General features: G+C 35.1%; 26 protein-coding genes. 17 read left to right on the forward strand and 9 right to left on the reverse strand.

Annotation, left to right across the window (positions count from 1 at the left end; genetic code table 11):
* Positions 1 to 51: 51 nt before the first annotated feature.
* Positions 52 to 1,308: an alginate export family protein gene (locus ES765_RS09385; protein ID WP_249356309.1), complete on the reverse strand. Its 1,257-nt coding sequence runs from the start codon at positions 1,306 to 1,308 to the stop codon at positions 52 to 54.
* A gap of 201 nt (positions 1,309 to 1,509) precedes the next feature.
* Between ES765_RS09385 and ES765_RS09390 the strand changes: the two genes are divergently transcribed.
* The gene (locus ES765_RS09390; RefSeq protein WP_249356310.1) at positions 1,510 to 2,721 is read left to right on the forward strand and encodes a hypothetical protein; all 1,212 of its coding nucleotides are present in this window, start codon (positions 1,510 to 1,512) and stop codon (positions 2,719 to 2,721) included.
* 563 nt (positions 2,722 to 3,284) lie between these two features.
* On the opposite strand, the gene ES765_RS09395 is transcribed toward ES765_RS09390, so the two are convergent.
* Positions 3,285 to 3,641 (reverse strand): RrF2 family transcriptional regulator, encoded by a 357-nt coding sequence (locus ES765_RS09395; RefSeq protein WP_138113538.1) that lies wholly within the window; start codon positions 3,639 to 3,641, stop codon positions 3,285 to 3,287.
* Between the two features lie 198 nt (positions 3,642 to 3,839).
* Here ES765_RS09395 and ES765_RS09400 point away from each other — a divergent pair, with 198 nt between their 5' ends.
* From ES765_RS09400 to ES765_RS09435, 8 genes are all read left to right on the forward strand, one after another.
* Positions 3,840 to 4,346, forward strand: coding sequence for a c-type cytochrome (locus ES765_RS09400; RefSeq protein ID WP_138113540.1), 507 nt, complete (start codon positions 3,840 to 3,842; stop codon positions 4,344 to 4,346).
* Positions 4,347 to 4,451: 105 nt separating this feature from the next.
* Complete coding sequence (locus ES765_RS09405; RefSeq protein WP_138113542.1) at positions 4,452 to 5,033, forward strand: fasciclin domain-containing protein; 582 nt, start codon at positions 4,452 to 4,454, stop codon at positions 5,031 to 5,033.
* 38 nt (positions 5,034 to 5,071) lie between these two features.
* Complete coding sequence (gene nosZ / locus ES765_RS09410; protein ID WP_138113544.1) at positions 5,072 to 7,030, forward strand: Sec-dependent nitrous-oxide reductase; 1,959 nt, start codon at positions 5,072 to 5,074, stop codon at positions 7,028 to 7,030.
* Positions 7,031 to 7,153: 123 nt separating this feature from the next.
* Positions 7,154 to 7,795 (forward strand): hypothetical protein, encoded by a 642-nt coding sequence (locus tag ES765_RS09415; protein WP_138113546.1) that lies wholly within the window; start codon positions 7,154 to 7,156, stop codon positions 7,793 to 7,795.
* A gap of 10 nt (positions 7,796 to 7,805) precedes the next feature.
* A complete protein-coding gene (locus ES765_RS09420) occupies positions 7,806 to 8,237 on the forward strand; it encodes a nitrous oxide reductase accessory protein NosL (protein ID WP_138113548.1) in 432 nt (143 codons plus the stop codon).
* Positions 8,238 to 8,372: 135 nt separating this feature from the next.
* Positions 8,373 to 9,611, forward strand: coding sequence for a nitrous oxide reductase family maturation protein NosD (locus ES765_RS09425; RefSeq protein WP_138113550.1), 1,239 nt, complete (start codon positions 8,373 to 8,375; stop codon positions 9,609 to 9,611).
* Entirely contained in the window at positions 9,608 to 10,318 is a 711-nt protein-coding gene (locus ES765_RS09430) for an ABC transporter ATP-binding protein (protein ID WP_138113552.1), read from the forward strand. The genes ES765_RS09425 and ES765_RS09430 overlap by 4 nt, the downstream gene beginning before the upstream one ends.
* Complete coding sequence (locus ES765_RS09435) at positions 10,311 to 11,093, forward strand: ABC transporter permease (protein WP_138113554.1); 783 nt, start codon at positions 10,311 to 10,313, stop codon at positions 11,091 to 11,093. Before ES765_RS09430 ends, ES765_RS09435 begins: the two co-directional genes overlap by 8 nt.
* A gap of 183 nt (positions 11,094 to 11,276) precedes the next feature.
* On the opposite strand, the gene ES765_RS09440 is transcribed toward ES765_RS09435, so the two are convergent.
* From ES765_RS09440 to ES765_RS09465, 6 genes are all read right to left on the reverse strand, one after another.
* The gene (locus ES765_RS09440; protein WP_138113556.1) at positions 11,277 to 11,594 is read right to left on the reverse strand and encodes a 2Fe-2S iron-sulfur cluster-binding protein; all 318 of its coding nucleotides are present in this window, start codon (positions 11,592 to 11,594) and stop codon (positions 11,277 to 11,279) included.
* 23 nt (positions 11,595 to 11,617) lie between these two features.
* Positions 11,618 to 11,965, reverse strand: coding sequence for a hypothetical protein (locus tag ES765_RS09445; protein ID WP_138113558.1), 348 nt, complete (start codon positions 11,963 to 11,965; stop codon positions 11,618 to 11,620).
* On the reverse strand, positions 11,922 to 12,392 hold the full coding sequence (locus ES765_RS09450; protein ID WP_138113560.1) for a hemerythrin domain-containing protein: 471 nt from the start codon (positions 12,390 to 12,392) through the stop codon (positions 11,922 to 11,924). The genes ES765_RS09445 and ES765_RS09450 overlap by 44 nt, the downstream gene beginning before the upstream one ends.
* 8 nt (positions 12,393 to 12,400) lie before the next feature.
* Positions 12,401 to 13,126, reverse strand: a complete 726-nt coding sequence (gene ric / locus ES765_RS09455) for an iron-sulfur cluster repair di-iron protein (RefSeq protein ID WP_138113562.1) — start codon at positions 13,124 to 13,126, stop codon at positions 12,401 to 12,403.
* 6 nt (positions 13,127 to 13,132) lie between these two features.
* Positions 13,133 to 13,426 (reverse strand): cupin domain-containing protein, encoded by a 294-nt coding sequence (locus ES765_RS09460; RefSeq protein ID WP_138113564.1) that lies wholly within the window; start codon positions 13,424 to 13,426, stop codon positions 13,133 to 13,135.
* Between the two features lie 134 nt (positions 13,427 to 13,560).
* Positions 13,561 to 13,995 carry an RrF2 family transcriptional regulator gene (locus ES765_RS09465; protein WP_138113566.1) on the reverse strand — a complete coding sequence of 145 codons (435 nt, stop codon included), beginning with the start codon at positions 13,993 to 13,995 and terminating at the stop codon, positions 13,561 to 13,563.
* Positions 13,996 to 14,286: 291 nt separating this feature from the next.
* On the opposite strand from ES765_RS09465, the gene ES765_RS09470 reads away from it, so the two are divergent.
* Complete coding sequence (locus tag ES765_RS09470; RefSeq protein ID WP_138113568.1) at positions 14,287 to 15,774, forward strand: arylsulfatase; 1,488 nt, start codon at positions 14,287 to 14,289, stop codon at positions 15,772 to 15,774.
* A gap of 998 nt (positions 15,775 to 16,772) precedes the next feature.
* Positions 16,773 to 17,840 (forward strand): AmmeMemoRadiSam system protein B, encoded by a 1,068-nt coding sequence (gene amrB / locus ES765_RS09475; protein WP_138113570.1) that lies wholly within the window; start codon positions 16,773 to 16,775, stop codon positions 17,838 to 17,840.
* Positions 17,841 to 17,911: 71 nt separating this feature from the next.
* Here amrB and ES765_RS09480 read toward each other — a convergent pair whose 3' ends face one another.
* The gene (locus ES765_RS09480; protein WP_138113572.1) at positions 17,912 to 21,106 is read right to left on the reverse strand and encodes a WD40/YVTN/BNR-like repeat-containing protein; all 3,195 of its coding nucleotides are present in this window, start codon (positions 21,104 to 21,106) and stop codon (positions 17,912 to 17,914) included.
* A gap of 402 nt (positions 21,107 to 21,508) precedes the next feature.
* On the opposite strand from ES765_RS09480, the gene ES765_RS09485 reads away from it, so the two are divergent.
* The 6 genes from ES765_RS09485 to ES765_RS09505 all read left to right on the forward strand — a co-directional run bounded on the left by ES765_RS09485 (position 21,509) and on the right by ES765_RS09505 (position 25,419).
* Positions 21,509 to 21,841: an ArsR/SmtB family transcription factor gene (locus ES765_RS09485; protein WP_138113574.1), complete on the forward strand. Its 333-nt coding sequence runs from the start codon at positions 21,509 to 21,511 to the stop codon at positions 21,839 to 21,841.
* Positions 21,842 to 21,889: 48 nt separating this feature from the next.
* The gene (locus ES765_RS09490) at positions 21,890 to 22,357 is read left to right on the forward strand and encodes a DUF6428 family protein (protein ID WP_138113576.1); all 468 of its coding nucleotides are present in this window, start codon (positions 21,890 to 21,892) and stop codon (positions 22,355 to 22,357) included.
* A 24-nt stretch (positions 22,358 to 22,381) separates the two neighbouring features.
* Positions 22,382 to 23,014 carry a low molecular weight phosphatase family protein gene (locus tag ES765_RS09495; RefSeq protein WP_138113578.1) on the forward strand — a complete coding sequence of 211 codons (633 nt, stop codon included), beginning with the start codon at positions 22,382 to 22,384 and terminating at the stop codon, positions 23,012 to 23,014.
* 2 nt (positions 23,015 to 23,016) lie between these two features.
* Positions 23,017 to 24,078, forward strand: a complete 1,062-nt coding sequence (gene arsB, locus ES765_RS09500) for an ACR3 family arsenite efflux transporter (protein ID WP_138113580.1) — start codon at positions 23,017 to 23,019, stop codon at positions 24,076 to 24,078.
* A gap of 240 nt (positions 24,079 to 24,318) precedes the next feature.
* The gene (locus ES765_RS22890; RefSeq protein WP_410504475.1) at positions 24,319 to 24,465 is read left to right on the forward strand and encodes a DUF5655 domain-containing protein; all 147 of its coding nucleotides are present in this window, start codon (positions 24,319 to 24,321) and stop codon (positions 24,463 to 24,465) included.
* A gap of 81 nt (positions 24,466 to 24,546) precedes the next feature.
* Positions 24,547 to 25,419, forward strand: a complete 873-nt coding sequence (locus tag ES765_RS09505; protein WP_138113582.1) for a cation diffusion facilitator family transporter — start codon at positions 24,547 to 24,549, stop codon at positions 25,417 to 25,419.
* Positions 25,420 to 25,487: the final 68 nt, after the last annotated feature.

A 25,487-nucleotide genomic window follows, 5' to 3' on the forward strand; every position in this document is an offset into this window, starting at 1 on the left:
AATACGCAGTAATATGACAATTGTCATATTACTGCGTATTTAAAATGATGATTAGTTATTGTATAGAATTGGTGTAATCGTTACCATAACCCATAACCAATTATTGGTATTACCGTCAAAATTATTTTTGATATATTCCATCCCTTCCGCAGCGAAAAGATGAGAATAACCACCCGATAGCGAAATATTCTTATCCATAGTATATACATAAGAAAAATCTGCTTCTACACCCAATTGATTGGAAACATTTGGTGCGATTTCAGAAGGGGAACTAAAATTATGCAGTGCCATTGTCACATTAGAGTGCTGGTCTACAGCAAGTATAGTCTTGAAATAAACATCCCACAGTCCAACATTTTGGTTGTGATTGCCTACATAGAAATAGTCCATTAAACCATTGAATTTATGATTGGTGCCATAAAACGGGGTAAAGGCATCATTCTTACCGTTCTCTGGCGCGCCACCGTTGTTACCGCTTAGTAGTTCTGTGCCAAGGGTGAATTTCAGAGTTGGTGAAGATTCATAATTCGCTTCTAGTGCTAATAAATATGCATTGATATCATTATTGGCAACATCTTTCCCCAATTGATAATAGAGATTCGACATAAAATCTATTTTTCCGAAAGAATACTTCAAATGGCCGCCGAGCGTCTGAGAATATCGAGTTTCATTGTTCTCAGAATTGGTGTTATCAATAAATTGCATCCCATTGTTCAACACTAGAAAACTTGCTTGTAAGTCTTTAAAATCTTTATGTAACCAAGCGTATTGCATGCTTTTATAAGTTCTTGTGTTTCTTAAGGTTGTTCCGGTTAAATTTTCGGCATCTTGATTAAACGCAACACCTAAATCGAATCTAAATTTTTCATGTGAAAACTTTATAAGTGCAGCATCGTGGCTACGGGCTTGTTGCGCCCATCCGACATTTCCGAAAATACGGTGGTCGTCATAGAGAATCTCTTGACGCCCCAGCTTAAGCGAAAAGTCTTTGTTTAATAGAATTTCTCCCCAAGCCTGATGAATACTAAGTCCGCTGTTGTCGGCTATGTTCAATTGTGGTACGTCTCCCCAGACCCGAACATCTTGTAGGCTCAGGTAAAAATTTAGTTTTTCGTTAGCATATCCTAAATTTAATCGTGTACGTTGTGAAACAAAAGCTGCGGGATCTGTCTCATCGGGGAAAAGAGTCTTAAAACCATGTCGGTATTCAAAACGGGGGCGTAGTTCGGTATCAACGGTAAATTGTGCATTTACACAGTGAATTAAAAACATTAAAAATAATGGTAGAAGGATTTTGATTGGCTTCATTAATAGAAAATATCTTGGAATTCGTACGATTAAACACTTGGTCGATTCAAAATTCGGTATAAAAAAAATCTAGACATATGACTTTCATCAGGTTATTTGGATAATTATAATTGAGAACTATTATATCGTTCAGCTACTTTGTAAGTGGAAGAATAATTGATTTACTGGTTTTATAATTAAATTGCATCCAAAATAATAAGATTGAAAACCCACGTAAAAATTGCGTTTACCTATTTTATACTGGCAGCTGGTTTTGGCATTGTTTTACGGTCCATTCATTCTTTTGAAATACCGATTAATTATAAATTTATTGTGCATACCCACTCTCATATAGCACTTTTAGGCTGGGCGTATGTAGCATTGACGACGTTAATCCAAACATTATTTTTTCAAAGTGACGTACAGAATAAAAAGTATCTAAAAATATTTTGGTTTACTGAAATCACCTTAATCGGTATGCTATTGACCTTCCCTTTTCAGGGCTATGCACTGTTTTCTATTATTTTTTCTACCCTGTTTTTGTTCGCATCCTATTGGTTTTTTTGGTTTTTCACAAAATACATCAAACAGCAATTCAAACAAACGAATTCCTACAAATGTATTAAAGCGGCTCTGTGGTTCATGGTACTTTCTAGTATTGGACCGTGGACACTTGGCATCATTATGAGCACGTTAGGGGCGGAATCGATATGGTATAGATTAGCTATTTATTTCTACCTTCATTTTCAGTATAACGGCTGGATGGTCTTGGCCCTGTTCGGGTTGTTCCTTTACTTGCTTGAACAATACCAGATCGTACTAGACAAGAAGACGTTTAAAAAGTTCTTTTGGAGCATCAATATCGGAATTTTACTTTCATTTTTCCTATCTACCCTTTTTACGCATCCACCAATAATTCTTAATATTTTGGGAGCTATTGGGGCCATATTACAATTGACTGCGTTCGGGTTCTTGATAAAACTGACAGTCCGTTTAATAGAAAAGCAAAAGATATTTTTTTCTTCTTTACAAATAGGAATGTTAAAAAGCATTGCGTTTATATTTTTTATTAAAATGGCTCTCCAGTTACTTACCGCACTCCCCTATTTTGCCAATCTGTCTATCACCTATTTAGATTTCACCATAGGGTATTTACATTGGACATTTTTAGGAGCGATAACAATCAGCCTATTTTTTTTACTTGACTATTTTAGATTACTGAAAATTTCAACAAAAGGGTATTACATATATGTATTTGGGTTTGTATTGACCGAAATACTTATTTTTTACAAAGGGGTAGCCGGTTGGCAGGGGTTTTCTCTTTTTGAAAATTATTATGACACTTTGGCAATTGGGAGCGCATTAATACCCTTTAGCTTGATTTATATGCTTGTTTGGAACAAAAAACATTCTGACTATGTACCTGACTGTTAAACTTCATCATCCTTTAAAACTATGAAAACCATAACCTAATTAAAAAGCGTGTGGTAAGCCCAACGACTTTCAAATGTCACATTAGCGTGTTTGGCTAATGTATCTTTTTTATTGTTGTCCATTTTATCAGAAATACGCCCTGCCGTTTTTTCAACATGATAAGAACCTCTTAATTAGACACTTTACCTCAAGCTTCACCAACTTTCCAGAAGTATTTAATTTCATCAGAATCTTTTTCCAATTGTATTTTTCACCTCAATCATAGGTACTACCCAAAGCTTGGTCTTTCATATATATCGTTTCTATTATTATTTTCAGTGAATCCAATTCTTATTTTTTGACTGACCTAATGCTGAAGTTTAATACTACATAGGATTATGTGTAAGAATAATTTGTATCATAATTCCAATTATTACCAACGTGTTATATAACAACTAAAGCAGTCATTTAACGGTCTCATATTCCGGTTCATATCATTCACGTTTTATTGGTGATTTCATCCAATCATCTTGGCACTCGATATATATTGGCAAAAAGAAGTTGAGATACCCCTGAAAATGATTTTAGTAGTAAAAAAACACATCTGCCTTTTTAATATAGTGGAACAAATCGTAATTGGTAATGCTTGTGAGAATTTTTAAGATGTTGCTCTTACTAGGTCCGACCATTTCATGTAGCATACAAGGGCTGCTAATATTGCGCTGGCTTATTCCTAAGACATAAAAATTTATACGTTTCTCACCATCTATAATCCTAACAATATCCAAAATAAATTGCTTTTGTTCTTCATCGGTCAAGAAAAAATCGCCTTTTGGACCTCTGATTGAGGAAATGATATTGTGCCTGGAAAGCTCCTGCAACAATTTGCCAAGATATGCTTCGGATACATGCATGGTGCTATAACTACCCTTAACCATCATTTTTTATCCTTCATAGAATTCATATAAAAGAATAGTACTGCCTTATCTGCATATTTTGAGGAGTTGAAAAGCATTTTTTTGGTACGATTAAAATCAGTGTACACTATAAAAGAGATGTTTTTGTCCTTAATATGATACATATCATATTTATAGTAAAGCCCAGAAACTATTTTTGAACTTTAATTAAAAACAAATCATATGAAAATCAATGTTTTATTATCAGGTATCATGTTGGCTTTACTAGTAGTAGGGTGTGGTGGTAAGGAAGAAAAGAAAAAAGATGGGTTTAGTGTAGACCGTTCAAAAGCTACAGAAAATTCTGTAGCAGCTGTTCCAGAATCTGATGCCGTTCCTGCATCACAACGTATTACGCTTGATGATAAAGGTGTTGGGCAGATTACGTCTATAACCCTAGACGCTGAAATCAACACTGAAATGGCTGCAGCTGGAAGTGAAATCTATAAAATGAACTGTACAGCTTGTCATAAATTAGATAAAAGGTTCATTGGTCCATCTCCAAAAGGAATTCTAGAAAGAAGGAGTCCCGAATGGATTATGAACATGATTCTAGACCCTAAGCTAATGACAGAACAAGACCGCTGTGCCAAAGATTTGTTGATAGAATTTAATGGGGCTGCCATGGCAAATCAAAATCTTACCGTAGCGGAAACCCGATCGATATTAGAATATTTCAGAACCCTATAAAGTATAGAGAAAAGAGAATACGTTAGAAAAACCTTTTCTCTCTATTTAATTTTCGCTGTTCTGATTTCAAATAAATAATCAAAGTATTAACTAGAAACTATTATTATGAAAACAACCAAATTGAGATTCCTATTCGGTTCGTTTTTGATGCTTTTTTTAATCATCAGCTGCAAAAATGAGACTAAGACCACAAACGCGAAAGCTTCTGCAGAGACTTCAATAGTAGCAGATACGGAGAATAAAGGACAAGCCTTTATTGAAGACGATGGTTCAGCGCCCAATGTTTTACAAATAGCTATTGGTTCACCTGATCATACCACATTGGTAGCTGCAGTACAAGCTGCTCAATTAGAGAATGTTTTAGTAAACGCTGGCCCATTAATGGTTTTTGCACCTACTAATGCTGCTTTTGATGCGCTGCCTGATGGTACGGTTGAAAATTTATTGAAACCAGAGAATAAAGCAGCTTTAGCAAATATTTTGAAACATCATGTTACTGCGGGTAATTATTCTAAAGATTTTCTGAAAAAATTTAAAAAATTAGGTCAGGCAAATGATCAAAACACAACAGTTGAAATAATAGGTGATGATGTCTACGTAGGTGGTGCTAAAATTATTGCAAGTATTCCTGCTGGAAATGGAATTGTACATGTTGTAGATAAAGTAATACTACCTCCAACACAGTAATCAAATAAAAATAAATAACAAACATTAACCTAGAAAAAATGAAAAATTATAAAAATTATTTAATGGCACTATTGGGTTCTACGATACTCTTTAGTTGCGGTAACCAAAATGGGGAAGGTTCCTCAAGTGGTGCACTTAATTCTAGTAATGCAGAAAAAGTGTATGTAGCACCAGGTGAACAAGATGAGTTTTACGCTTTTATGTCAGGTGGGTATAGTGGAAATCTTACCGTGTATGGTTTGCCTTCAGGACGAATGTTTAAGGAGATTCCTGTATTCTCTCAATTTCCAACTTCTGGTTATGGCTATTCTGAAGAAACAAAGCCTATGTTAGAAACTTCATTTGGATTTGTACCCTGGGATGATTCCCACCACCCTGATATTTCGCAAACAAATGGCGAACTTGATGGTAGATGGATTTTTATTAATGGTAACAATACTCCACGTATTGCTAGAATCGACCTTCAAACGTTTGAGACCGCTGAGATAATCGAGGTACCCAATAGTGCAGGGAACCATAGTTCTTCTTTTATTACAGAGAATACAGAATATGTAGTAGCAGGAACTCGTTTTTCTGTTCCTGTTCCGCAACGCGATATGCCTATAAATGAATATAAAGGTAATTTTAAAGGTGCCTTATCATTTATCTCTGTTGATCCCGATAGTGGTCACATGGCTATTAAATTTCAGATATTAATGCCTGGTTTTAACTATGATTTATCACATCCTGGACGTGGAAAATCTCATGGTTGGTTTTTCTTTACTACCTATAATACTGAAGAAGCTAACTCTTTGTTAGAAGTTAATGCATCACAGAATGATAAAGATTTTATTGCGGCAATTAATTGGAAAAAAATTGAAGAGTATGTAAATAATGGTGGTGGAACAAAAATGCCTGCTAATTATGCGCATAATGTTTATAGTGATGAAACACATTCCGCAACTTCGACAATGGTAAAAGAAGTATTAACAGTTGACCCAACAAAGATACCAGGTGCTGTTTACTTTTTACCAACACCAAAATCTCCACATGGTTGTGATGTTGATCCATCTGGAGAATATATCATTGGAAACGGAAAATTATCAGCTGATCTTACCGTTCACTCATTTGATAAAATGATTGCAGCTATTGAAGGTAAAAAGTTTGATGGTGAAGCGTATGGTATTCCAATTTTAAAATTCGAAGATGTTTTAGCAGGTACTGTGAAAAGTGGTGGCTTAGGTCCATTACATACCGAATTTGACGGAAAAGGAAATGCCTATACAACTTTCTTTATTTCTTCTGAAGTAGTAAAATGGAAATTAGGTACTTGGGAAGTAATTGATAGAAAACCTACTTTTTACTCTGTAGGCCACTTAATGATACCTGGTGGAAATTCAAGAAAACCATTTGGTAAATATGTAGTAGCGATGAACAAAATCACAAAAGACCGTTACTTACCTACAGGTCCAGAGATGGAACATTCAGCGCAATTGTATGATATTACTGGAGATAAGATGGAGTTGATCTATGATTTCCCAACACATGGTGAACCACATTACGCTGCTGGTATACCTGCTGAACTAATAGCACCAAAATCTAAGAAAATCTATAGACTTGCAGACAACAAAAATGAGTATGCAACACTAACCCCAGCTGATGCTCGTGTAGTGCGTGATGGAAAAGATGTGCATATTTATATGTCAACAATTCGTAGCCATTTTACACCTGATAATATTGAAGGCGTTAAAGTAGGAGATAAAGTTTATTTCCATATTACAAATCATGAACAAGATTTTGATGTACCACATGGTTTTGCTATGATTGGACAAAACACTTCAGAATTGTTAGTGATGCCTGGCCAAACCAAAACTTCTATTTGGGAACCTAAAAAAGTAGGTGTATGGCCTTTTTATTGTACAGATTTCTGTTCTGCATTACACCAAGAAATGCAGGGTTATGTTAGAGTATCACCAGCAGACTCTAATTTAGAACTATCATGGTCTTTAGGAGATTAAATAGTCTATAGTAAGTTAATTTCTTTTGAACTTAAAGCGGGTAATGTTTATGACTTGCCCGCTTTTTAACATTACAGACCACCTTCTACAACCCATAGTATAAATAATTTAAAGTGTGTAATAATGAAAAAAGCAAGTATACTAATGATAGTAGGCCCTTTGTTTTTATTGGGATTGTATTTTTTTCCTTTATGGAATATTATGCTGGGTGCACCTCAGTATCCTGAACCATTAGGTATGAATATTTATATAGATGGTATAAAGGGTTTTAACGAATTTGATATTCAAAATATAGATGGTCTTAATCATTATATTGGAATGAAAACAATACCCAAGCCTGAAGAAATGTGGGAATTTGGTATGTTTCCAATAGTAATTGGAGCTATGGTATTTTTAGGAGTGCTTATAGGAATTTTAGGCTTTATAAATAAAATAAGCTATAAATGGTTTTTAGGATGGTTTATTTTAATGTCTATTTTAGGTGTTTTAGGTATGTATGATTTTAATGCATGGATGGTAGATTACGGCACTAATTTAGATCCTCATGCTATAATGAAAATGGCAAACCCAGATGGTACACCAATGTCCTATAAACCACCACTACTTGGGAATGCTAAAATGCTAAATTTTGATGTAGCTTCATGGCCAAGAACCGGTGCTTATATGATGTTTGTTGGCATGATGTTGACCTTGATTGCTTTTTATTTAGGATGGCAACAAAGGAAATCTACTTTTCAAGAAGTAAAAATGAAATCACAAAAGTAATCGCTAAAAAATGAAACAATTCTTATATTTATTAACCCTGATATCGCTATCATTTTCTTCTTGTAGCATTAGCCCTAAACCAATTGCTTATGGCAGTGATGGTTGTCATTTTTGTAGTATGACTATTGTTGATAAACAACATGCTGCTGAATTTGTAACTAAGAAGGGAAGGAGCTATAAATTTGATGCTTCAGAATGTATGCTGAATTATTTAAAAGGAATTGATAAAGAGTCGGTAGCGCTATTTTTAGTAAACGATTATGACGCTCCTGGTGAATTTATTGATGCTACAAAAGCTACTTATCTTATAAGTAATAATATTCCTAGTCCTATGGGGGCCTTTTTAACCGCTTTTGAGACTTTAGAAGCAGCTGAAAATGTGAAATCTATTAATAAAGGAGAATTGTTTACATGGAAACTATTGCAAGAACGTTTCAAGTGATTGAAAAAAAATCAAATAATAGAACAAGTATATGATAATTCATCAATTAAAAACAAAAGAACATTCTAATTTTTGTACGAAAATATTGCATTAGGCAAAAGCAAATTCCAATACCAAATTTTTTATTTTTCAATAATGCACTACACACAAAGTCTATTAGCGGCTATATACTTCATTATAGGAACTTCTCTTTATGCGAACACTATTCCCATTTGTTCTAGTTGTAAAGTAACATCAATTAAAAAAGGAATTGAAATTGCTAAAGATTTTGATACTTTATTAATTAAAAAAGGAGTCTATAAGGAGTTTAATATTCTTATAGATAAGCCTTTGACCTTGCTGGGAGAAAATTTCCCAGTAATTGATGGTGAAGATCAAGGAGAGATTATCAGAATAGTCTCCGATAACGTCACAGTAGACGGGCTATTTATTATTAACGTCGGCACGAGTTATACTTCAGATTATGCGGCAATTCGCGTAGTTAGAAGCGAACATTTTTTAATTCAGAATGTGGTACTCGAAAAATTATTTTTTGGCATCTACCTTGAAAAGTCAAATAACGGAAAAGTATATCATAATAAAATAATTGGCGATGCTAAAGACGAATATAATTCAGGAAATGGTATTCAACTTTGGTATTCAAAAAATGTTGAAGTAGATCGAAATATAGTACAAGGTACTCGCGATGGTATTTATTTAGAATTTTCTGACCATATTACTATTAATAATAATATAAGTACAAAAAACCTTCGTTACGGGTTACATTTTATGTTCTCAAATGATGATGTTTACACCAATAACACATTTGAAAACAATGGCGCAGGAGTCGCAGTCATGTTTTCAAAGCGGATACTAATGAAGAATAATACCTTTAAAAAGAACTGGGGTACCACTTCATTCGGAATCCTATTAAAAGAGATAAATGATGCAGAAATAATTGGAAATACTTTTGAAGAAAACACCATAGGTATTAATGTAGAGGGCTCGAATAGAATTAAGTACAATAACAACAATTTCATCAGAAACGGATGGGCCGTTAAAATTTTAGGTGCGTGCTACGAAAACACATTTTCAAACAATAATTTTTTACATAATTCTTTTGACCTATCCTATAATAGCAAGTTGAATGATAATGTCTTCGACTCTAATTATTGGAGTGATTATGCAGGCTACGATTTGGATAAGAATGGTATCGGTGATATACCCTATCGACCTGTAAAACTGTTCTCATATATCGTAAACAAGACTCCAGAAACTATTGTGTTATTGCGAAGTCTGTTCATGGATATCATCGACTTTTCAGAAAAAGTATCGCCTGTTTTTACTCCTGATAATCTTTTGGACGCTAACCCCCTAATGAAGCAAGTGAAATGATTCAAATTGAAAATCTACATAAAAAATTCGGCAAGAACGAAGTCCTCTTGGGTCTAGACCTGAACATTGAGAAGGATGGGATATTTGCCGTTTTAGGCCCGAACGGTTCCGGCAAAACTACTTTAATCAAAAGTATTTTGGGTATGGTAATACCAAACCAGGGTACTATTCTTATGGATGGAATAGCCATTAAAAAAAATTGGAAATACCGACAGCAAATCGATTATCTACCCCAGATAGCTAACTTTCCTGGTAACCTAAAAGTCAAAGAGCTTATCCGAATGATAAAAGACCTTCGCCAAATGCCTAGCGAAGAAGAAAGACTAATCGCACTTTTTAAACTCGAACCGTTTTTAGATAAAAAACTGTCCACACTATCAGGAGGCACCAAACAAAAAGTCAATATTGTTTTGGCTTTTATGTTCGATTGTCCGCTTCTGATTTTAGATGAGCCTACTACAGGTTTGGATCCTGCCTCCTTAATTCATCTAAAAGAATTGATACAAAATGAAAAAAAGAATGGAAAAACTATTCTTATAACCTCTCACATCATGCAATTCGTTGCAGAAGTGGCAGATACTATCGTTTATCTTTTAGAGGGAAAAATCTACTTTAAAGGGAGTATCGATGAATTAATGACGAAGACCCAACAAACTAATCTTGAACATGCCATAGCGGCTATTGCAACAACACACGACAATGCTTAAAATACTAAAATATAGCTTTTACGACCTTATTCGTAGCCGATGGAGTTACGTATATTTCTTGTTCTACCTGATTCTGGGGTTTGTGCTACTATTCTTGAATAATGACGTTTCTAAGGCAGTCATAACTTTAATGAATATCATTATTGTACTTGTACCACTTATCGGTACCATTTTCGGTATTATGTACTACTATAATTCTAAAGAATTTACAGAGTTGTTATTGGCGCAGCCCATAAAGCGCTCTTCTATTTTCTTAGGTCAATATTTGGGTGTCGCAGGTTCATTGACCATGAGCTTGGTCTTAGGATTAGGAATTCCATTCGTACTCTATGGATTATTTAAAAGTGATGCAATTTTTGATTTTTCTTTACTATTGGTCACCGGAGCTTTTTTGACCATGATATTTACCGCCTTGTCCTTTAATATTGCGATATCGAACGAGAATAAAATTAAAGGCTTTGGCTATGCTGTTTTACTCTGGTTGTTTATGGCGGTCATTTACGACGGTCTATTTCTAATGTCTTTGATTATTTTTAAGGAATACCCTTTAGATACTTTTTCGTTGGCTGCAACGATGTTTAACCCGATAGATTTATCGCGCACTTTGATTCTCTTAAAGTTAGATATTTCAGCCCTGTTGGGATATACGGGAGCGGTATTCAAACAATTTTTCGGAACAGACCAAGGCCTAATCATATCCTTGTTGATGTTGATTTTATGGACAGTATTCCCTATTTGGCGATTGAGCTATAAATCAAAAAGACAAGATTTCTAAACTTCTACTTGAATGTGGTACGTAACACACCATAACCTTTCTTGTAATCCTCCACTCTTAAATATATGTATCTAAGAGTGGTTTCAGGATACTATATTATGCATAGCTTCTAAATTCTGTACAGCATTCTTCTCCGTAAGTGTTGAAATAGATAAGATTACATACTGACTATATAAGTGTCAATTAAATACCATCATCCTTTAAGATTTTAAAAACAATACCATCTAATGCAGAAGTAACTGGAATCTGACAGGCCAAACGACTCTCACCTGTTACATTACTAAGTATAGATAATGTATTTCTTTCATCACTATCTACTGTTTCAGAAATATGACCTTCCAATATCTGAATGTGACAAGTACCACACCATGCCCTTCCTTTACAGTCTCCCCACTCTTCAATATACTTATCGAAGAGTAGTTCCATTAAATTATGATACTCGTAAGGCCTAAATTCTGCACGGTATTCTTCTCCAAATTCATTAAAATAGATAAAATACATTCCTTCTTATTCATGAAGTTTCCTCAAAATAAATTGGCGATTATAACAGCACTACTGAATACAACACTTACTATAAGCATGTTAAATGTAATTTTAGACTTCAGTTGAGCCAATACCGCTGCATTATAACCCATACAGAGAATAGTAATGAGAAACACAAAGGTCATTTTTACTGCCATTGGCATTTCGTTCATAAGCAAAAGCATTACGGCGGCCGATCCTAAACAACTTTGTGCTATAATCGCGATTGCGGCATAACCCGTTTGATCTTTTTTGAATTCAGTCAGTACACCATTGTACCACTTTAATAGCGGATTTACTCTTTTTTTAGATCCAGAATGTGTCATCGGTATTGTCATTGAATTTTTCATCGCTATGTATTTTTAGAATTGTTTGTAATTGTTCTTCAGTTGCAATCTTTTGAATTTCGTTGAAAAGCACCCGTTCTTCAAAGCGAATATGCTGTTCTAATTCTTCCTCTATTAGGCTCAATGATTTTGAAGGGCTATCGGTTTCGGCAAAAAGCCGATGCAGCCTTTTATGTTGTGCGAGCGCTTTTTTAATCATTTTATGGTCGTTGCCCAAAATGGGGAAAATATGATTTTCCTCTAGCTCAAAATGAGGCACTAGATGTGTAATATAAAACCAGTCCACATATGTTTTGATTCGCTCTTCTGCTATTCCCTTTGAAAATCCTGTGCGGATTTTCCAACAGAGTAACAAGCCATGATGGTGTTCACGACTTACCCCTTGTAATGCTTGGCTCCGTTTTATGGGCTTGATTTTTTTTAACTCCATGTTTTTGATTAAGAAATGAACTTTTGTTCTAGCAACTCGGCTTGCGGAAAAAGTATATTATTTTCCAAATGGATGTGCCTATGCAAGTCTTCTTCGAATTCTTTTAATAATGAAAATGTTACTCGGTAGGTACTGCAAGCATCGGAAGGCGGTTTGTAATCATGGCTTAGTTCTGCTATTTGCCTAAACCGTTCCCCTTCATTCTCGTGCTCCTGCATCATCATGGCTATCGGATTTTTGACCGTACCAAAATGAGGTCTGTCAAGCGATTGGTTCTGCTGTTCTGCCTTAATCATTTTACGTATCCAAGGAAAAAGTAATAGTTCCTCCTTTTTCATGTGCATAGACAATTCGCCCGCTGATGCGTTGAAATGTTCTTCAATTTTTAACAGTTCGGGATGTAATTTTCCATGCACCTTAGAAAGTTTGTTCAGGTATTGCTTTAAAACAGGAATGCGATCTTCTACATACCTATGGTGTTTTTTTTCGATATAGTCGGCAAGCAGGTCTAAAGGCCATGATTTAAAATCGGTATTTTCGTTGGTGGTCTGCCTTTGCACCTCATCTATTTCTGTAAGTAGTTTGTCGGCATCAATACCGTTTTTTTTGGCAACTTCTTCTATACTACGGTTGCCTTTGCAACAAAAATCGATTTTGTGGTTTTTAAAAACTTGTGCGATACGATAGTCTGCGGCAACCATTTCTCCTATTGTTTTTTCTAAAGTATATTCCATAATTTTTTATTTAAAATTAATTTCAGATTCTACGGCCATTATCGCTAGTGCCTCTAAGTCATTTAAAATGGTCAGGGTATGTTCCTTTTTTGCAGGAACAACAAAACAATCCCCAGCTTTCAATAGATGCTCCTCATCTTTCATTTGCAACAGTGCCTCGCCAATTTGCACCACAATAACGGCTTCTTGAGTACTGTGATGTGCAGGCATCTTCATTCCTGTTAACCCCTCAACTTTTATAACCTTAATGGTCTTGCCTAATGCCAAATGTGTCAATTTAGGCGTATTTAATACTTCCATACATTTTGTATTTACCTCTCTCCCTATTGTACCTAGTGTGCCAAAACATAGGGAAGCTTTATATCTCTTTTATTTTTTTAATTCTTATTTTTTTACTAAATAGGATATAATTGTCCGATTTAGGTCTAATTTTTTTAGCGTTTTAAATACGTTAATCCCATTTCGAGACCTGTAGCCATTTCGTAGAGACTTGTATTTTCGAGCATTTTTCGTAAATCATTACGTATACCTACGAATTTCTCGTGTACAGGACATGGCTTGTCTGCATTACATTCTTTTAGACCTAACCCACAGCCAACATATATTTTATCTCCATCGATAGCATTTACGATTTCGCTTAGCATTAACTTATCAATTTTAGTTCTGTTAATATCAAAACCACCATATGCTCCTTTTACGGAATCAACTATATTATTTTTTGACAAAAGCTGTAAGATTTTTGCTGTAAAGGCTACGGGAGAATCTATTTCCTTAGCAATTTCCTTTAAGCTTACCCTCCTACCCTCTAAAGAATTCAAGGCTATGTAGGTAGCTGACCTTATACCGTATTCACATGCTTTTGAAAACATTTACATAGTTTTAATTACTCTACAAAGGTAGTATAATTTTTATATCGGACAAAATTATCCTGTTTAAATTTAAGTACTACTATATTGCTGTTACGATAACCTTCGGTTTCATGAAAGTTATGAAACAAAATCCTAGTAGGAACAAAGTAAGTATATTTAAACAGTAGCAGATAAAGAACCCGAAAAAGTGGTGGAATTAATGGAGAAGTTAATGGATTGGCAGAATAGGGTAAATGCTCCAATTCCGACCGAATTAAATCCTGATTATATTTCAAAAAAATAAATAATTTTATGAAGATAAATACAATGAATTTAAAAAAAATATACTCCGTAGTACCCATGTTCGCCCTACTAATGATTGCTTCATGCAATGAACAGAAAAAGGAAACAAAAACTAATGAAGCTATCGTTTCGCCCAATATCATCTATATACTCGCCGATGATTTGGGGTACGGGGATTTAAGCTCTTACGGTCAGAAGAATTTCGAAACCCCGAATATAGATAGGCTTGCATCGCAGGGAATGCTGTTTACCCAGCATTATTCCGGTAGCACGGTCTGTGCTCCTTCTCGTTCCGCTTTAATGACGGGTATGCACACAGGGCATACCGTTGTTCGAGGGAACGAGGAAATTCAACCAGAAGGACAGTATCCTATCCCAGAAGCCACCTATACCATTGCTGAGATGTTCAAAACAAAGGGGTATACTACCGGTGCGTTTGGAAAATGGGGATTAGGTTTTCCTAAATCTGAAGGAGATCCAACAAATCAAGGATTTGACACTTTTTTTGGATATAACTGCCAACGCTTAGGCCATCATTATTACCCGCACCATTTATGGTCAAATAGGGATTCCATAACTTTAAAAGGAAACGAAGGAAATAAGAAGGGAATCTATGCACCTGAACTGATCCATGAAAAAACCATACAATTTATAGAAACAAATAAGGACAAACCATTCTTCTTATATGTGGCTTCCATAATACCCCATGCTGAACTAGCAGCACCAGAAGAAGTATTAAAAAAATATAGAGGGAAATACCCACCTGAAAAAATATATGAAGGTCTTGATTCGGGTCCCGAATACAGAAAGGGATCCTATGAATCACAAAAAGAAAGTCATGCTGCTTTTGTAGCCATGATTTCCATTCTAGACCAACAAGTAGGGGATATTATGGATAAGGTGAAGGAATTAGGTCTGGATAAAAACACCATAATCGTGTTTACGTCCGATAATGGACCCCATCAAGAGGGTGGTGCCGATCCCGATTATTTTGATAGCAATGGTGAACTTAAAGGGTATAAACGTGACCTATACGAAGGTGGTGTTCGAGTACCTATGATTGCAAGCTGGCCAGGCAAAATTAAGCCCAACACGAAAACAGATCATATTTCGGCCTTTTGGGATGTTTTTCCAACATTAGGAAACCTCATCGGAGCAGATATACCAACCGATTTAGATGGAATTTCATTTTTGCCGACTTTGCTTAATGCTCCTCAAGACCAAGAAGAGCATGACTATTTATATTGGGAATTTCATGAAAAAGGTGGAAGACAAGCGGTGCGCATGGGAGATTGGAAAGGGGTTAAATACAATGTTCTAAATGACCCGAACGCACCCATCGAACTCTACAATTTAATTGTAGATATCAAAGAGGAACATGATGTTGCTGTAGACCAGCCCGATATTATAAGTACCATGAAAAAAATATTAAAAGAAGCTAGGACACCTTCGGATGTTTTTACCTTTGGTCAAGATACATATTTGGGTAGCGAATGATTATTGGGTTATATATAATTCAGTCGTAGATTTTATACATCTATTACTGAATTATTTCGTAAAAATTCGAATTAAACTAGATGAACAGTTTATTGCCGAAATCTTAAAAACTGCTTGACTTTTTTATTCAATAGTACTTCTCCTTTTTTTGACAATTTTGTATGTTTATCAAAATTGCTGATCTGTACATCAATATTATCCTTTTGCCCAAACACCGATTGATAGCCCGTATTATTACTACAAGGCACTTACAAGCCTCTCTTTCAAAGCCGACCATCGTTCCCTAAAAACACACTTGAGGTGAAGCTCTGGTTAAAAAAATTAAAACTCTGTTTCTTGAATTAAAAGTTATAATATACTACGCCAAAGAGAGGTTACAACTGGTAAAAAAGATCTGGTCTCACAAACCTAACGAACTCCATAATCGAAGTACCATTTTCATCTTCAAAAGTATCCAATGCATATAGAAATTATAATGAATTGGAAATAGTTGATTAAGACATTTCACTTTTAGACAATCTAAGTATAAAGATTGTTTGAAGAAAAAATTAGCATATTACATAGAGTAAAAAGTATTTCTCTCGCAAGCTTAGTTTCAATTGAAAAAAGGCTAAACAAACTACGTCTTCAATTTAATACCAATAATATAATTCCCCTTGTGGAAATAATCAAAAACTCAGGGCTTATTTGAAAAACTGTATTTAAATTTCCCTTCCCTTTACGGATAACCGTAAAGACCTTTGGTTTGAAAAACTTAGGTTTGAAATGTAGAAATTAAAGCTACTTACTTTAAACAAAAATCTTCATCATATTGACTTTAGGCCATCCTACTGAAAAGGTGTTCGGGGGAACGAATCGATTTAGTAGGATTGGTCTAATTTTATAATTCAATACAAACGACATAGATATTTAAGCAATTAAGCTTAAAACCAATTGTAGACTTCCAGCTTAATTAAGATACAAATGCTACATTTGAAAGGTAACTTAATTTAAGTATTATGAGGGTTTTGGTTATTTTATTGTCTATTACACTTATTACTATAAGCTGTAAACAAAGTCTTAAAAACGATAATTTTTCAAATGAGCTTAACATACGAGAAGCAAAAAATTTTGCCAAGCATGATTGGCAAATGGACTCTATCTACAACCGACTGAACTTAGAAGATACTGCGAATGATTTAAATTGGAAGGCAGCCATTAGCCCGCATGACAACTATCGTTTTGCAGGTCAGCTCTATCATGAATCGTTAAAAGGGATTAATGCTCCAACTATTATTTTAATAGGGGTTGCACATAGAGCCCGAAATTTTAACCTTCAGGACAAACTTATTTTTGGAACATTTACCGAGTGGGAATCACCTTACGGAGGCATTAAAGTCTCATCATTAAATAAAGAAATTATTTCCCATTTACCTAAAGACAACTTTGTAGTGCATGATAGTATGCAACTAATTGAACATTCGCTCGAAGCTATTATACCATGGCTACATAAAAAAAATAGAAATGCTGAAATTGTTCCGATTCTTGTCCCATATATGGATTACGCAACTATTGATTCTTTAAGCAACAATCTTGCGGAAGTTGTGGGCAACATAATAGATGAAAAGAATTGGGAATATGGAAAAGATGTGGCCGTAGTCATTTCAAATGATGCAGTGCATTATGGCGATTTGGAATGGGGTGATTCTAAAAACATGGCACCCATGGGCACGGATTCTCTCGGAACTGAAAAGGCAAGAGCTATGGACTTAAAAATTATAGCAGAATGCTTGTCAGGGCCTGTTTCCGATGATAAAATTAAAAATTTTACTGAATATACCGTTCAAAAAGAGGACTATAAAGAATATAAATGGGTCTGGTGCGGTAGGTATTCCGTACCATTTGGATTATCATTTGCAAACAATCTTAATTTATTACAAAATAAAGAAAATCTTGAAGGCACCTTTTTAGGCTATCAAACTAGTATTGACCATCCGCTCATTGAAGTAGAAGATTTAGGCATGGAAGTAACAGCACTTTCAACAAATAGACACTGGGTTGCCTATACAAGCATCATTTACCAATAAATATATTGGTAAATGATCCTTGTATTCTTTTGTGACCTTGTTAAAAGCCAATTTTGAATAATGGTACAAAATTATAATTTACGATTTGGTGTATAGGGTGCTCCTATATTCTCTAAATCTGCTTCAAAAGCTTCTAATTTTGTAAGATAGTTTCTTAATTCAGTTTGGAATTTGGCAAAATCCCCTGAAGCAATATCAATATTCATCTTTTGGGTTTCAGTTGGAGCCTGTGTGGTTTCCCAATGGGCATAAGTTACTTGACCTACCCTAGAGCTAATAGAAGGCGCCACTGCCTCATCTTTTGATTGCTTGACACGATCACCATTCAAGTTAGAATTCAATTTGTTTAGTTCTACATTCAACTCTTCCAACCCTACAAATAAACTCGCTGTTACTTTTGGCGTATTTACCAATGCCAATTTCATATAGCGAAGACGCTCATTTATCTCTTCCATCTTCTGGCTAGCATTTGATACTTGTCTAGATAGTTCAGCAGTCCTTTTTTGAAATGAAGCTACCGAAGAATAATCTACAGTTGATGTTGTATTATTTACTGGTTTTACAATAAAATTTTCTGAATCCCCCTGCGGTACCAAATTTCCACCGAATAAAACATAAAGCTGCACACTATATTTTCCTGGCACTGCCAATGGGCCTTGAGCATCACCTGCCCATGGTGGCTTAAATTCTGGTACCGTCAAATCTATTGGATCCGGTGGTGAAAGTCGCAAATCCCAGTTCACCCTATGAAGTCCTTTTTCGTTATTACCTTCTATCCAACGTATTTGTTGGCTATTTTCATCACTAACTAAAAGTAACACTCGTGGTTCATTCTCTTCGGCCTCCTCTCCTAGTTGTTGCCATCCTGGAAATGGAATACTTAAATTATTATTTTTTAAAGATTTTTCATTCTCATTACGAATAGATGTTGATGTCTTAGGAATATCTGCTAAATAATACGTGAATAATGCCCCGAACGGAGGGTTTTCTGTTGCAAAGCTGGTTGACCCTAAAGTCGGCATGCCTTTAGCTTGCATAGGTGTATTTGGCACATACCACCATGCATCTCTAACTGAAAATAACATATTTGTTTGTGCTTTAAGCGTATTCGCTATTTCCCTTAATGGAGTATAATCGTCCAAAACATAGAAGCCCCGACCAAATGAAGCACCTACTAAATCATTATCTCTTGGATGTAGTTCTAGATCACGGAAGGGAATAGTTGGTACGCCAGATTTTAATTGAATCCAATTTTCACCCTTATTGGTAGAGAAATAAATTCCAAATTCAGTACCTATGAACAACAAATTGGCATTAACAGAGTCTTGTTTAATTACCCATACTATAGTTTCGTCTGGAAGATCTCCAACTATAGATTTCCATGACCTACCTCGATCAGAACTCATAAAAAGATACGGTTTGAAATCACCAAATTTATGTGCGTCGGCACTTACAAAAACAGTATTCACATCATGATTCGATGCTTCTACATCATTTATAAATGAAAGTACTGGTACTTTAGGAAGCGCTCCGCTTCTCCTCCAATTCACACCTCCATCTTCACTGATATGCACTAATCCATCATCTGAACCGACATATAATAATCCTTCTACTTTTGGCGACTCCGAAATTGAGGTCAAGGTTGCATATTTTGACATCGCACTATTATCATATAATGCATCAACGCTCCACACCTTACCCATCATATCCAACTCATACCGGTTGCGATTGGTAGTTAAATCGCTACTTAATGACTTCCAAGAATTACCTTGGTCATCACTACGCCAAAGTCTGTGAGACCCATAATATAACCTTTTGTTATTGTGTGGACTTATTACTAATGGACTATCCCAATTCCATCGTTCTGCCGTTTCTCCAGAACCAGGTTGCGGTTGTATATCCATTCCTTCCTCAGTTCTACGATCATAACGATTAAGGTTACCCTCTTGAATTTCCATATAGACAATATTAGAGTCTTTGGGATCAAAGGCATTATCATAACCATCGGCCCCTAATGGAACATACCAATCACTATTACGTACGCCTTCAGTATTCATTGTTCTTGACGGTCCTATTAAAGAACCTAAATCTTGTGCGCCCCCAACTATATTATAAAATGGTTCTGAATTATCTAAAGAGAGCTTATAAAATTGAGCAATCGGTAGATTTGGAAAATGCCTCCATGTAGTACCCTCATCGAAAGTTTCGTACAATCCACCATCTGTTCCTGCTAGTAAATGTTTGCCATTATTAGGGTCAATCCAAAGTGCATGGTTATCACTATGTTTTTCTCGTCCGGTTCCTAAAACCTTAAAATTTTCTCCTCCATCCCTTGAAACTCGAATAAAAACATCCATCTGATAAATTAAATCAGGATTCGATGGTGAAATTTCAATCTCTTGATAATAATGAGGACCTGTACCTCCAGAAATATACTTGTTTTGAAGCTCCCAACTTTCTCCTTTATTTACAGATTTATAAAATCCTTTTTCAGAATCATTGGCTTCAATAGTCGCATAAACAATATTAGAATCAGCAGCGGTAACAGCCAAACCAATCTTACCCATATCCCCTTTAGGTAAACCCGTGCTTTTTTGAGACCATGTTTCCCCATTGTCCGTTGATTTATAAATTCCCGATTTAGGTCCACCGGATAGCAATGCCCATACATGCCTTCTACGTTGATAGGCAGCAGCATAAACTATATCAGGGTTGGAAGGGTCAAATTCGATATCGGTAACACCGGTATTCTTATCAATCTCTAAAACCAAACTCCATGTTTTACCCCCATCTATTGTTTTATATAATCCACGTTCGCCTTCTGATGACCATAATGGCCCTTCGGCAGCAACAAAAACAACATCACTATTTCTTGGATCGACCAGAATCTTACCGATGTGCTCCGATTTTAACAGACCCATATGATTCCAACTCGTACCACCATCATTGCTCTTATACACACCATCTCCCCAACCAACATGCCTTCCACTAACATTTTCGCCAGTACCTACCCAAACCACTTCAGGATTATTAGGGTCGATTGTAACCGATCCAATGGAATAAGAAGATTGATCATCAAAAATAGGTTTCCATGAAATTCCATTGTTCTTAGTTTTCCATAAACCACCAGACCCAACTGCTATATACCAGCTACTTGGATCTTGAGAACTCACTGCTATATCTGAAATTCTCCCTCCCATAACCGCAGGCCCAAGTGAGCGAAGTTCCAAACCATTAACCGCATCAGAAATTGCATTTTTCTCCACGGTTTGAGATTTGATAGTTGAAGTAATAAAAAGAGTGAAAAAAATCAAGAAAAGGCCAAGAGAATAATTTTTGTGTGACATAAATATTTAAGTTGATAATTCTTAACCAAACGGCTAAGTTGTCTATTACTGAATAGTAAAAATAATTAACTACGATGAATCAATGGTATAGCAGCTACTTTTTGTTTGGGTTTATTCTATATCTGATTTTAGATTTCTATTCAATATTATTGTAAGGAATGACTTAGTCTAAACCACAAGCTGAAAATCAAGTACAAATTCTTACACTTAAGCTTTTTCTTTGTACACATACAACGCATTAAAACCAGATAAAAAAGTTATTTAAAAAGGATTGAATCAATATATTAATCGTAATATTGCAATGAACAAATAATATAAAAAATGGGCTTAGCTAAATCGGAGATGTTTACAGACCATCAAAATGAGATTGCACTTTTCGCAAAAGTTTTCGGACATCCTGCAAGAGTTTCCATTTTACAACATTTATTTAAAATTGATTCTTGTGTTTGTGGAGATTTAGTCAACGAAATTGGATTGGCTCAACCTACCATTTCTCAACATCTAAAAGAACTAAAACACTTAGGTCTAATAAAAGGAAATGTTGAAGGAACAAGTGTTTGCTATTGTATACATAGAGAAAATTGGACTGCAATGAAAACTATTATGTCCGAATTTCTTAATCAAGACCTTACTTACAATCAAGATTGTTGTTAAAGAAATTGAGTTCATTAGTCATACAATCACAATAAAAAATTTATAATTATGAAATTATCAGAAGCGAAATTAGTTTTAGAAAAATTAGAAACCATCGGTTTTCAATTACCAAACGGAGAATTAGTACCTAACCACTTTCACGTAACAGAGGTTGGTAAAATCACAAAACATTTTATTGATTGTGGCGGTACTGTAAGAAACGAAGAAGTGGTAAACTTTCAACTTTGGAATGCGAATGACTATGATCACAGATTGCACCCAGAGAAGCTATTGAATATTATTGAACTTTCAGAAAAGGTTTTAAAAATAGAAGATTTGGAAATAGAAGTAGAATATCAAGCAGAGACCATTGGTAAATTTGGACTTGAGTTTGACGGAAAAAATTTCTTATTAACTTCTAAACAAACCGATTGTTTAGCGAAAGACAACTGTGGAATTCCGGCTGAAAAACCAAAATTACAATTTTCTGATATCCCAGCTGCAAATTCTTGTGAACCAGGAAGCGGTTGCTGCTAAAATAATAATATCAACTTAAGGAAAATGATAACAACACAATCAACTCTATTTTTAGAAATAGAAAAACTGATTAAGGAATTGAATCCTCAAACTATTTCAGATGAACGTAAAGCTGTTTTACAACCGTTAACAGATTTTATTCAAAAAAAAGTTTCTGCTCAACAAGAAATTAGAATCAACTTTATTTGTACACACAATTCAAGAAGAAGTCATTTATCGCAAGTTTGGGCACAAACGATGGCTAATTACTTTACTATTAAAAACGTATTTTGTTATTCTGGCGGAACTGAAGCTACAGCACTTTTCCCGATGGTTTCAGAAACATTACAAAACTTAGGGTTTAAAGTAAAAACGATTTCAGAAGGTACCAACCCTATTTACACGATTAAATATTCTAAAAATGAGCATCCAATAATCGGATTTTCTAAAAAATTAGATGATGACTTTAATCCGAAATTAGAATTTGCAGCAATCATGACTTGTTCACAAGCTGATAGAGGTTGTCCTTTTATTGCGGGCGCAGAAAAACGTATTCCTATTCCTTTTGAAGACCCAAAAGTATTTGACAACACACCTCAACAGGCTGAAAAATACACCGAAAGAAGTTTGCAAATTGCAACTGAATTATTTTACGTTTTCTCTCAAGTAAATTCATAAAAATGGCTTCAAAAAAATTAAGTTTTCTAGATAGCTATCTAACTTTATGGATATTTGTCGCAATGGCATTCGGCGTTAGTTTTGGTTATTTTATCCCAACGTTCCCTAACATTATAAACTCATTTAGTAGCGGAACAACAAATATTCCGATTGCAATCGGTTTAATTTTAATGATGTATCCGCCTTTGGCAAAAGTCAATTATTCGCTATTACCTAAAGTTTTTAGAAATACAAAAATCTTATCTATTTCACTTATTTTAAATTGGATAATTGGTCCCATTTTAATGTTTGTCTTGGCAATTACATTTTTACGTGATTACCCTGAATATATGGTCGGACTAATTTTAATTGGTTTAGCACGATGTATCGCAATGGTTTTGGTATGGAACGACCTCGCAGAAGGAAGTAGCGAATATGGCGCAGGTTTGGTAGCCCTAAATAGTATTTTTCAAGTGTTTGCATACAGTTTTTATGCGTGGCTTTTTATAACGGTTCTTCCACCCTATTTTGGATTTGAAGGTGCTATTGTTGATATTTCAATTGGTACAATTGCAGAAAGTGTAGCAATTTATTTAGGCATTCCATTTGTGATGGGGATATTAAGCAGACTACTATTAGTCAAATTAAAAGGAGAAGAATGGTACACCAACAAATTCATTCCAACAATTTCGCCAATAACCTTAATCGCACTGTTATTTACAATCGTAGTTATGTTCTCTCTAAAAGGTGAATTAATTGTAGAAATTCCAATGGACGTATTGATTATTGCAGTTCCGTTACTTATTTATTTTACCGTCATGTTCATCATCGGTTTTTTCTTTACCAAAGCAACAGGAGCAGAATACGACAAAACTGCTGCGGTTGCATTTACCGCAGCAGGAAATAATTTTGAATTAGCGATTGCCGTTGCTATTGCCGTTTTTGGACTAAATTCTGGACAAGCATTTGCAGGAGTAATTGGCCCATTAGTTGAAGTTCCAGCCTTAATTTTATTAGTTCGTGTTTCCTTTTGGTTACGAAAAAAATATTACGGAAAACAACTACCTAAAGCTACACCCAATTAAAACAACCTCTGTTCAACTAGTGTTTAAATAAGAATATTTAATTCGTTTTAAAATAAATAGAATAGAGTTATATATTACAAAAACACTGACTCTAAAACATTTATAATTAATATCTAAACTTTAAATTTTGGTAATGGTATTACTATGACTCCTAAAAATACCATGATTAGTCTCATTCGAAAAACACAATTTACCTTCATCAAACCCGCAACAAAAACACATATTGAATAAGGCCTTAAAATTAAGGACAAACCCACCATCGACCGACGAGAATCTTCAGGTTATTTTGGTGCAATGTGTACCCACAGGGTTCAATTAACCGATGTTACTCAAGTTGACAATGAATTAGTAGAATGGCTTACCGAAGCTTACTCAAAGGCCCACTAATACAAGTTTGTATGTCTTAAGATATCTCAAAATTAACTGAGAAAAAAATCCTTTGATTTCTTAGTACAGTACCTTTGCATTATGAGTAATGTGCAAACCGCAATTAGAACTACCTATTTCAGCATCTTCGGAAACATTGCCTTAGCATTAATTAAAGGGTTTGCAGGTTTTTTTGGAAATTCATACGCACTTATCGCCGATGCCATTGAGTCGACTACAGATATATTTGCTTCAGTTTTAGTACTCTTGGGATTTAAATATGCCAAAAAACCTGCAGATGAAAACCACCCCTATGGGCATGGAAAAATAGAACCGATAATTACTTTTTTGGTGGTCGCTTTTCTAGTCATTTCGGCAACGGTTATTGCGTATGAAAGCATCGAGAATATTCAAACTCCGCATAAAGTCCCTAAACCTTGGACGTTACTTGTGTTAGGAGTTATTATTGTATGGAAAGAAATTTCGTTTCGTATCGTCATTAAGAAAAGTAACGAAACAAACAGCTCCTCTTTAAAAGCTGACGCCTGGCACCATAGAAGCGATGCGATTACATCCATCATGGCATTTTTAGGAATCTCTATTGCCATCATCTTTGGCAAAGGCTATGAAGCGGCCGATGATTGGGCAGCCCTTATTGCATCGGCATTTATCTTCTATAATAGTTATTTAATATTAAGACCGGCGCTAGGCGAGATAATGGATGAGCAACGGTACGATGACCTATTGGCAGATATACGGCTAAAATCATCCGAAGTAAGCGGAGTTATCGGGACAGAAAAGTGCTTTATCAGAAAAGCGGGTATGAAATTTCATGTGGATTTGCACGCCATGGTAAATGGTGATATTTCAGTAACTGAAGGTCATGATATTTCACACCGATTAAAAGATTATTTACGTGCGGAACTACCCAACATCGGTCACGTATTAATTCACATAGAACCAGGTGACCTTTAGTTTGGGGTAAAAAGGATATAATCTACTGCGTCAAATATCGATAGAACTAACAAAAACTTATTAGAGCC

This window comes from Maribacter sp. ACAM166 (assembly GCF_005771495.1).
GTDB lineage: Bacteria > Bacteroidota > Bacteroidia > Flavobacteriales > Flavobacteriaceae > Maribacter.

Coding starts and splice junctions, on each gene's coding strand:
- ES765_RS09385 (WP_249356309.1), bottom strand. CDS start 1,308: ATGAAGCCAATCAAAATCCTTCTACCATTATTTTTAATGTTTTTAATT.
- ES765_RS09395 (WP_138113538.1), bottom strand. CDS start 3,641: ATGATGGTTAAGGGTAGTTATAGCACCATGCATGTATCCGAAGCATAT.
- ES765_RS09400 (WP_138113540.1), top strand. CDS start 3,840: ATGAAAATCAATGTTTTATTATCAGGTATCATGTTGGCTTTACTAGTA.
- ES765_RS09405 (WP_138113542.1), top strand. CDS start 4,452: ATGAAAACAACCAAATTGAGATTCCTATTCGGTTCGTTTTTGATGCTT.
- nosZ (WP_138113544.1), top strand. CDS start 5,072: ATGAAAAATTATAAAAATTATTTAATGGCACTATTGGGTTCTACGATA.
- ES765_RS09415 (WP_138113546.1), top strand. CDS start 7,154: ATGAAAAAAGCAAGTATACTAATGATAGTAGGCCCTTTGTTTTTATTG.
- ES765_RS09420 (WP_138113548.1), top strand. CDS start 7,806: ATGAAACAATTCTTATATTTATTAACCCTGATATCGCTATCATTTTCT.
- ES765_RS09425 (WP_138113550.1), top strand. CDS start 8,373: ATGCACTACACACAAAGTCTATTAGCGGCTATATACTTCATTATAGGA.
- ES765_RS09430 (WP_138113552.1), top strand. CDS start 9,608: ATGATTCAAATTGAAAATCTACATAAAAAATTCGGCAAGAACGAAGTC.
- ES765_RS09435 (WP_138113554.1), top strand. CDS start 10,311: ATGCTTAAAATACTAAAATATAGCTTTTACGACCTTATTCGTAGCCGA.
- ES765_RS09440 (WP_138113556.1), bottom strand. CDS start 11,594: ATGTATTTTATCTATTTTAATGAATTTGGAGAAGAATACCGTGCAGAA.
- ES765_RS09445 (WP_138113558.1), bottom strand. CDS start 11,965: ATGAAAAATTCAATGACAATACCGATGACACATTCTGGATCTAAAAAA.
- ES765_RS09450 (WP_138113560.1), bottom strand. CDS start 12,392: ATGGAGTTAAAAAAAATCAAGCCCATAAAACGGAGCCAAGCATTACAA.
- ric (WP_138113562.1), bottom strand. CDS start 13,126: ATGGAATATACTTTAGAAAAAACAATAGGAGAAATGGTTGCCGCAGAC.
- ES765_RS09460 (WP_138113564.1), bottom strand. CDS start 13,426: ATGGAAGTATTAAATACGCCTAAATTGACACATTTGGCATTAGGCAAG.
- ES765_RS09465 (WP_138113566.1), bottom strand. CDS start 13,995: ATGTTTTCAAAAGCATGTGAATACGGTATAAGGTCAGCTACCTACATA.
- ES765_RS09470 (WP_138113568.1), top strand. CDS start 14,287: ATGAAGATAAATACAATGAATTTAAAAAAAATATACTCCGTAGTACCC.
- amrB (WP_138113570.1), top strand. CDS start 16,773: ATGAGGGTTTTGGTTATTTTATTGTCTATTACACTTATTACTATAAGC.
- ES765_RS09485 (WP_138113574.1), top strand. CDS start 21,509: ATGGGCTTAGCTAAATCGGAGATGTTTACAGACCATCAAAATGAGATT.
- ES765_RS09490 (WP_138113576.1), top strand. CDS start 21,890: ATGAAATTATCAGAAGCGAAATTAGTTTTAGAAAAATTAGAAACCATC.
- ES765_RS09495 (WP_138113578.1), top strand. CDS start 22,382: ATGATAACAACACAATCAACTCTATTTTTAGAAATAGAAAAACTGATT.
- arsB (WP_138113580.1), top strand. CDS start 23,017: ATGGCTTCAAAAAAATTAAGTTTTCTAGATAGCTATCTAACTTTATGG.
- ES765_RS09505 (WP_138113582.1), top strand. CDS start 24,547: ATGAGTAATGTGCAAACCGCAATTAGAACTACCTATTTCAGCATCTTC.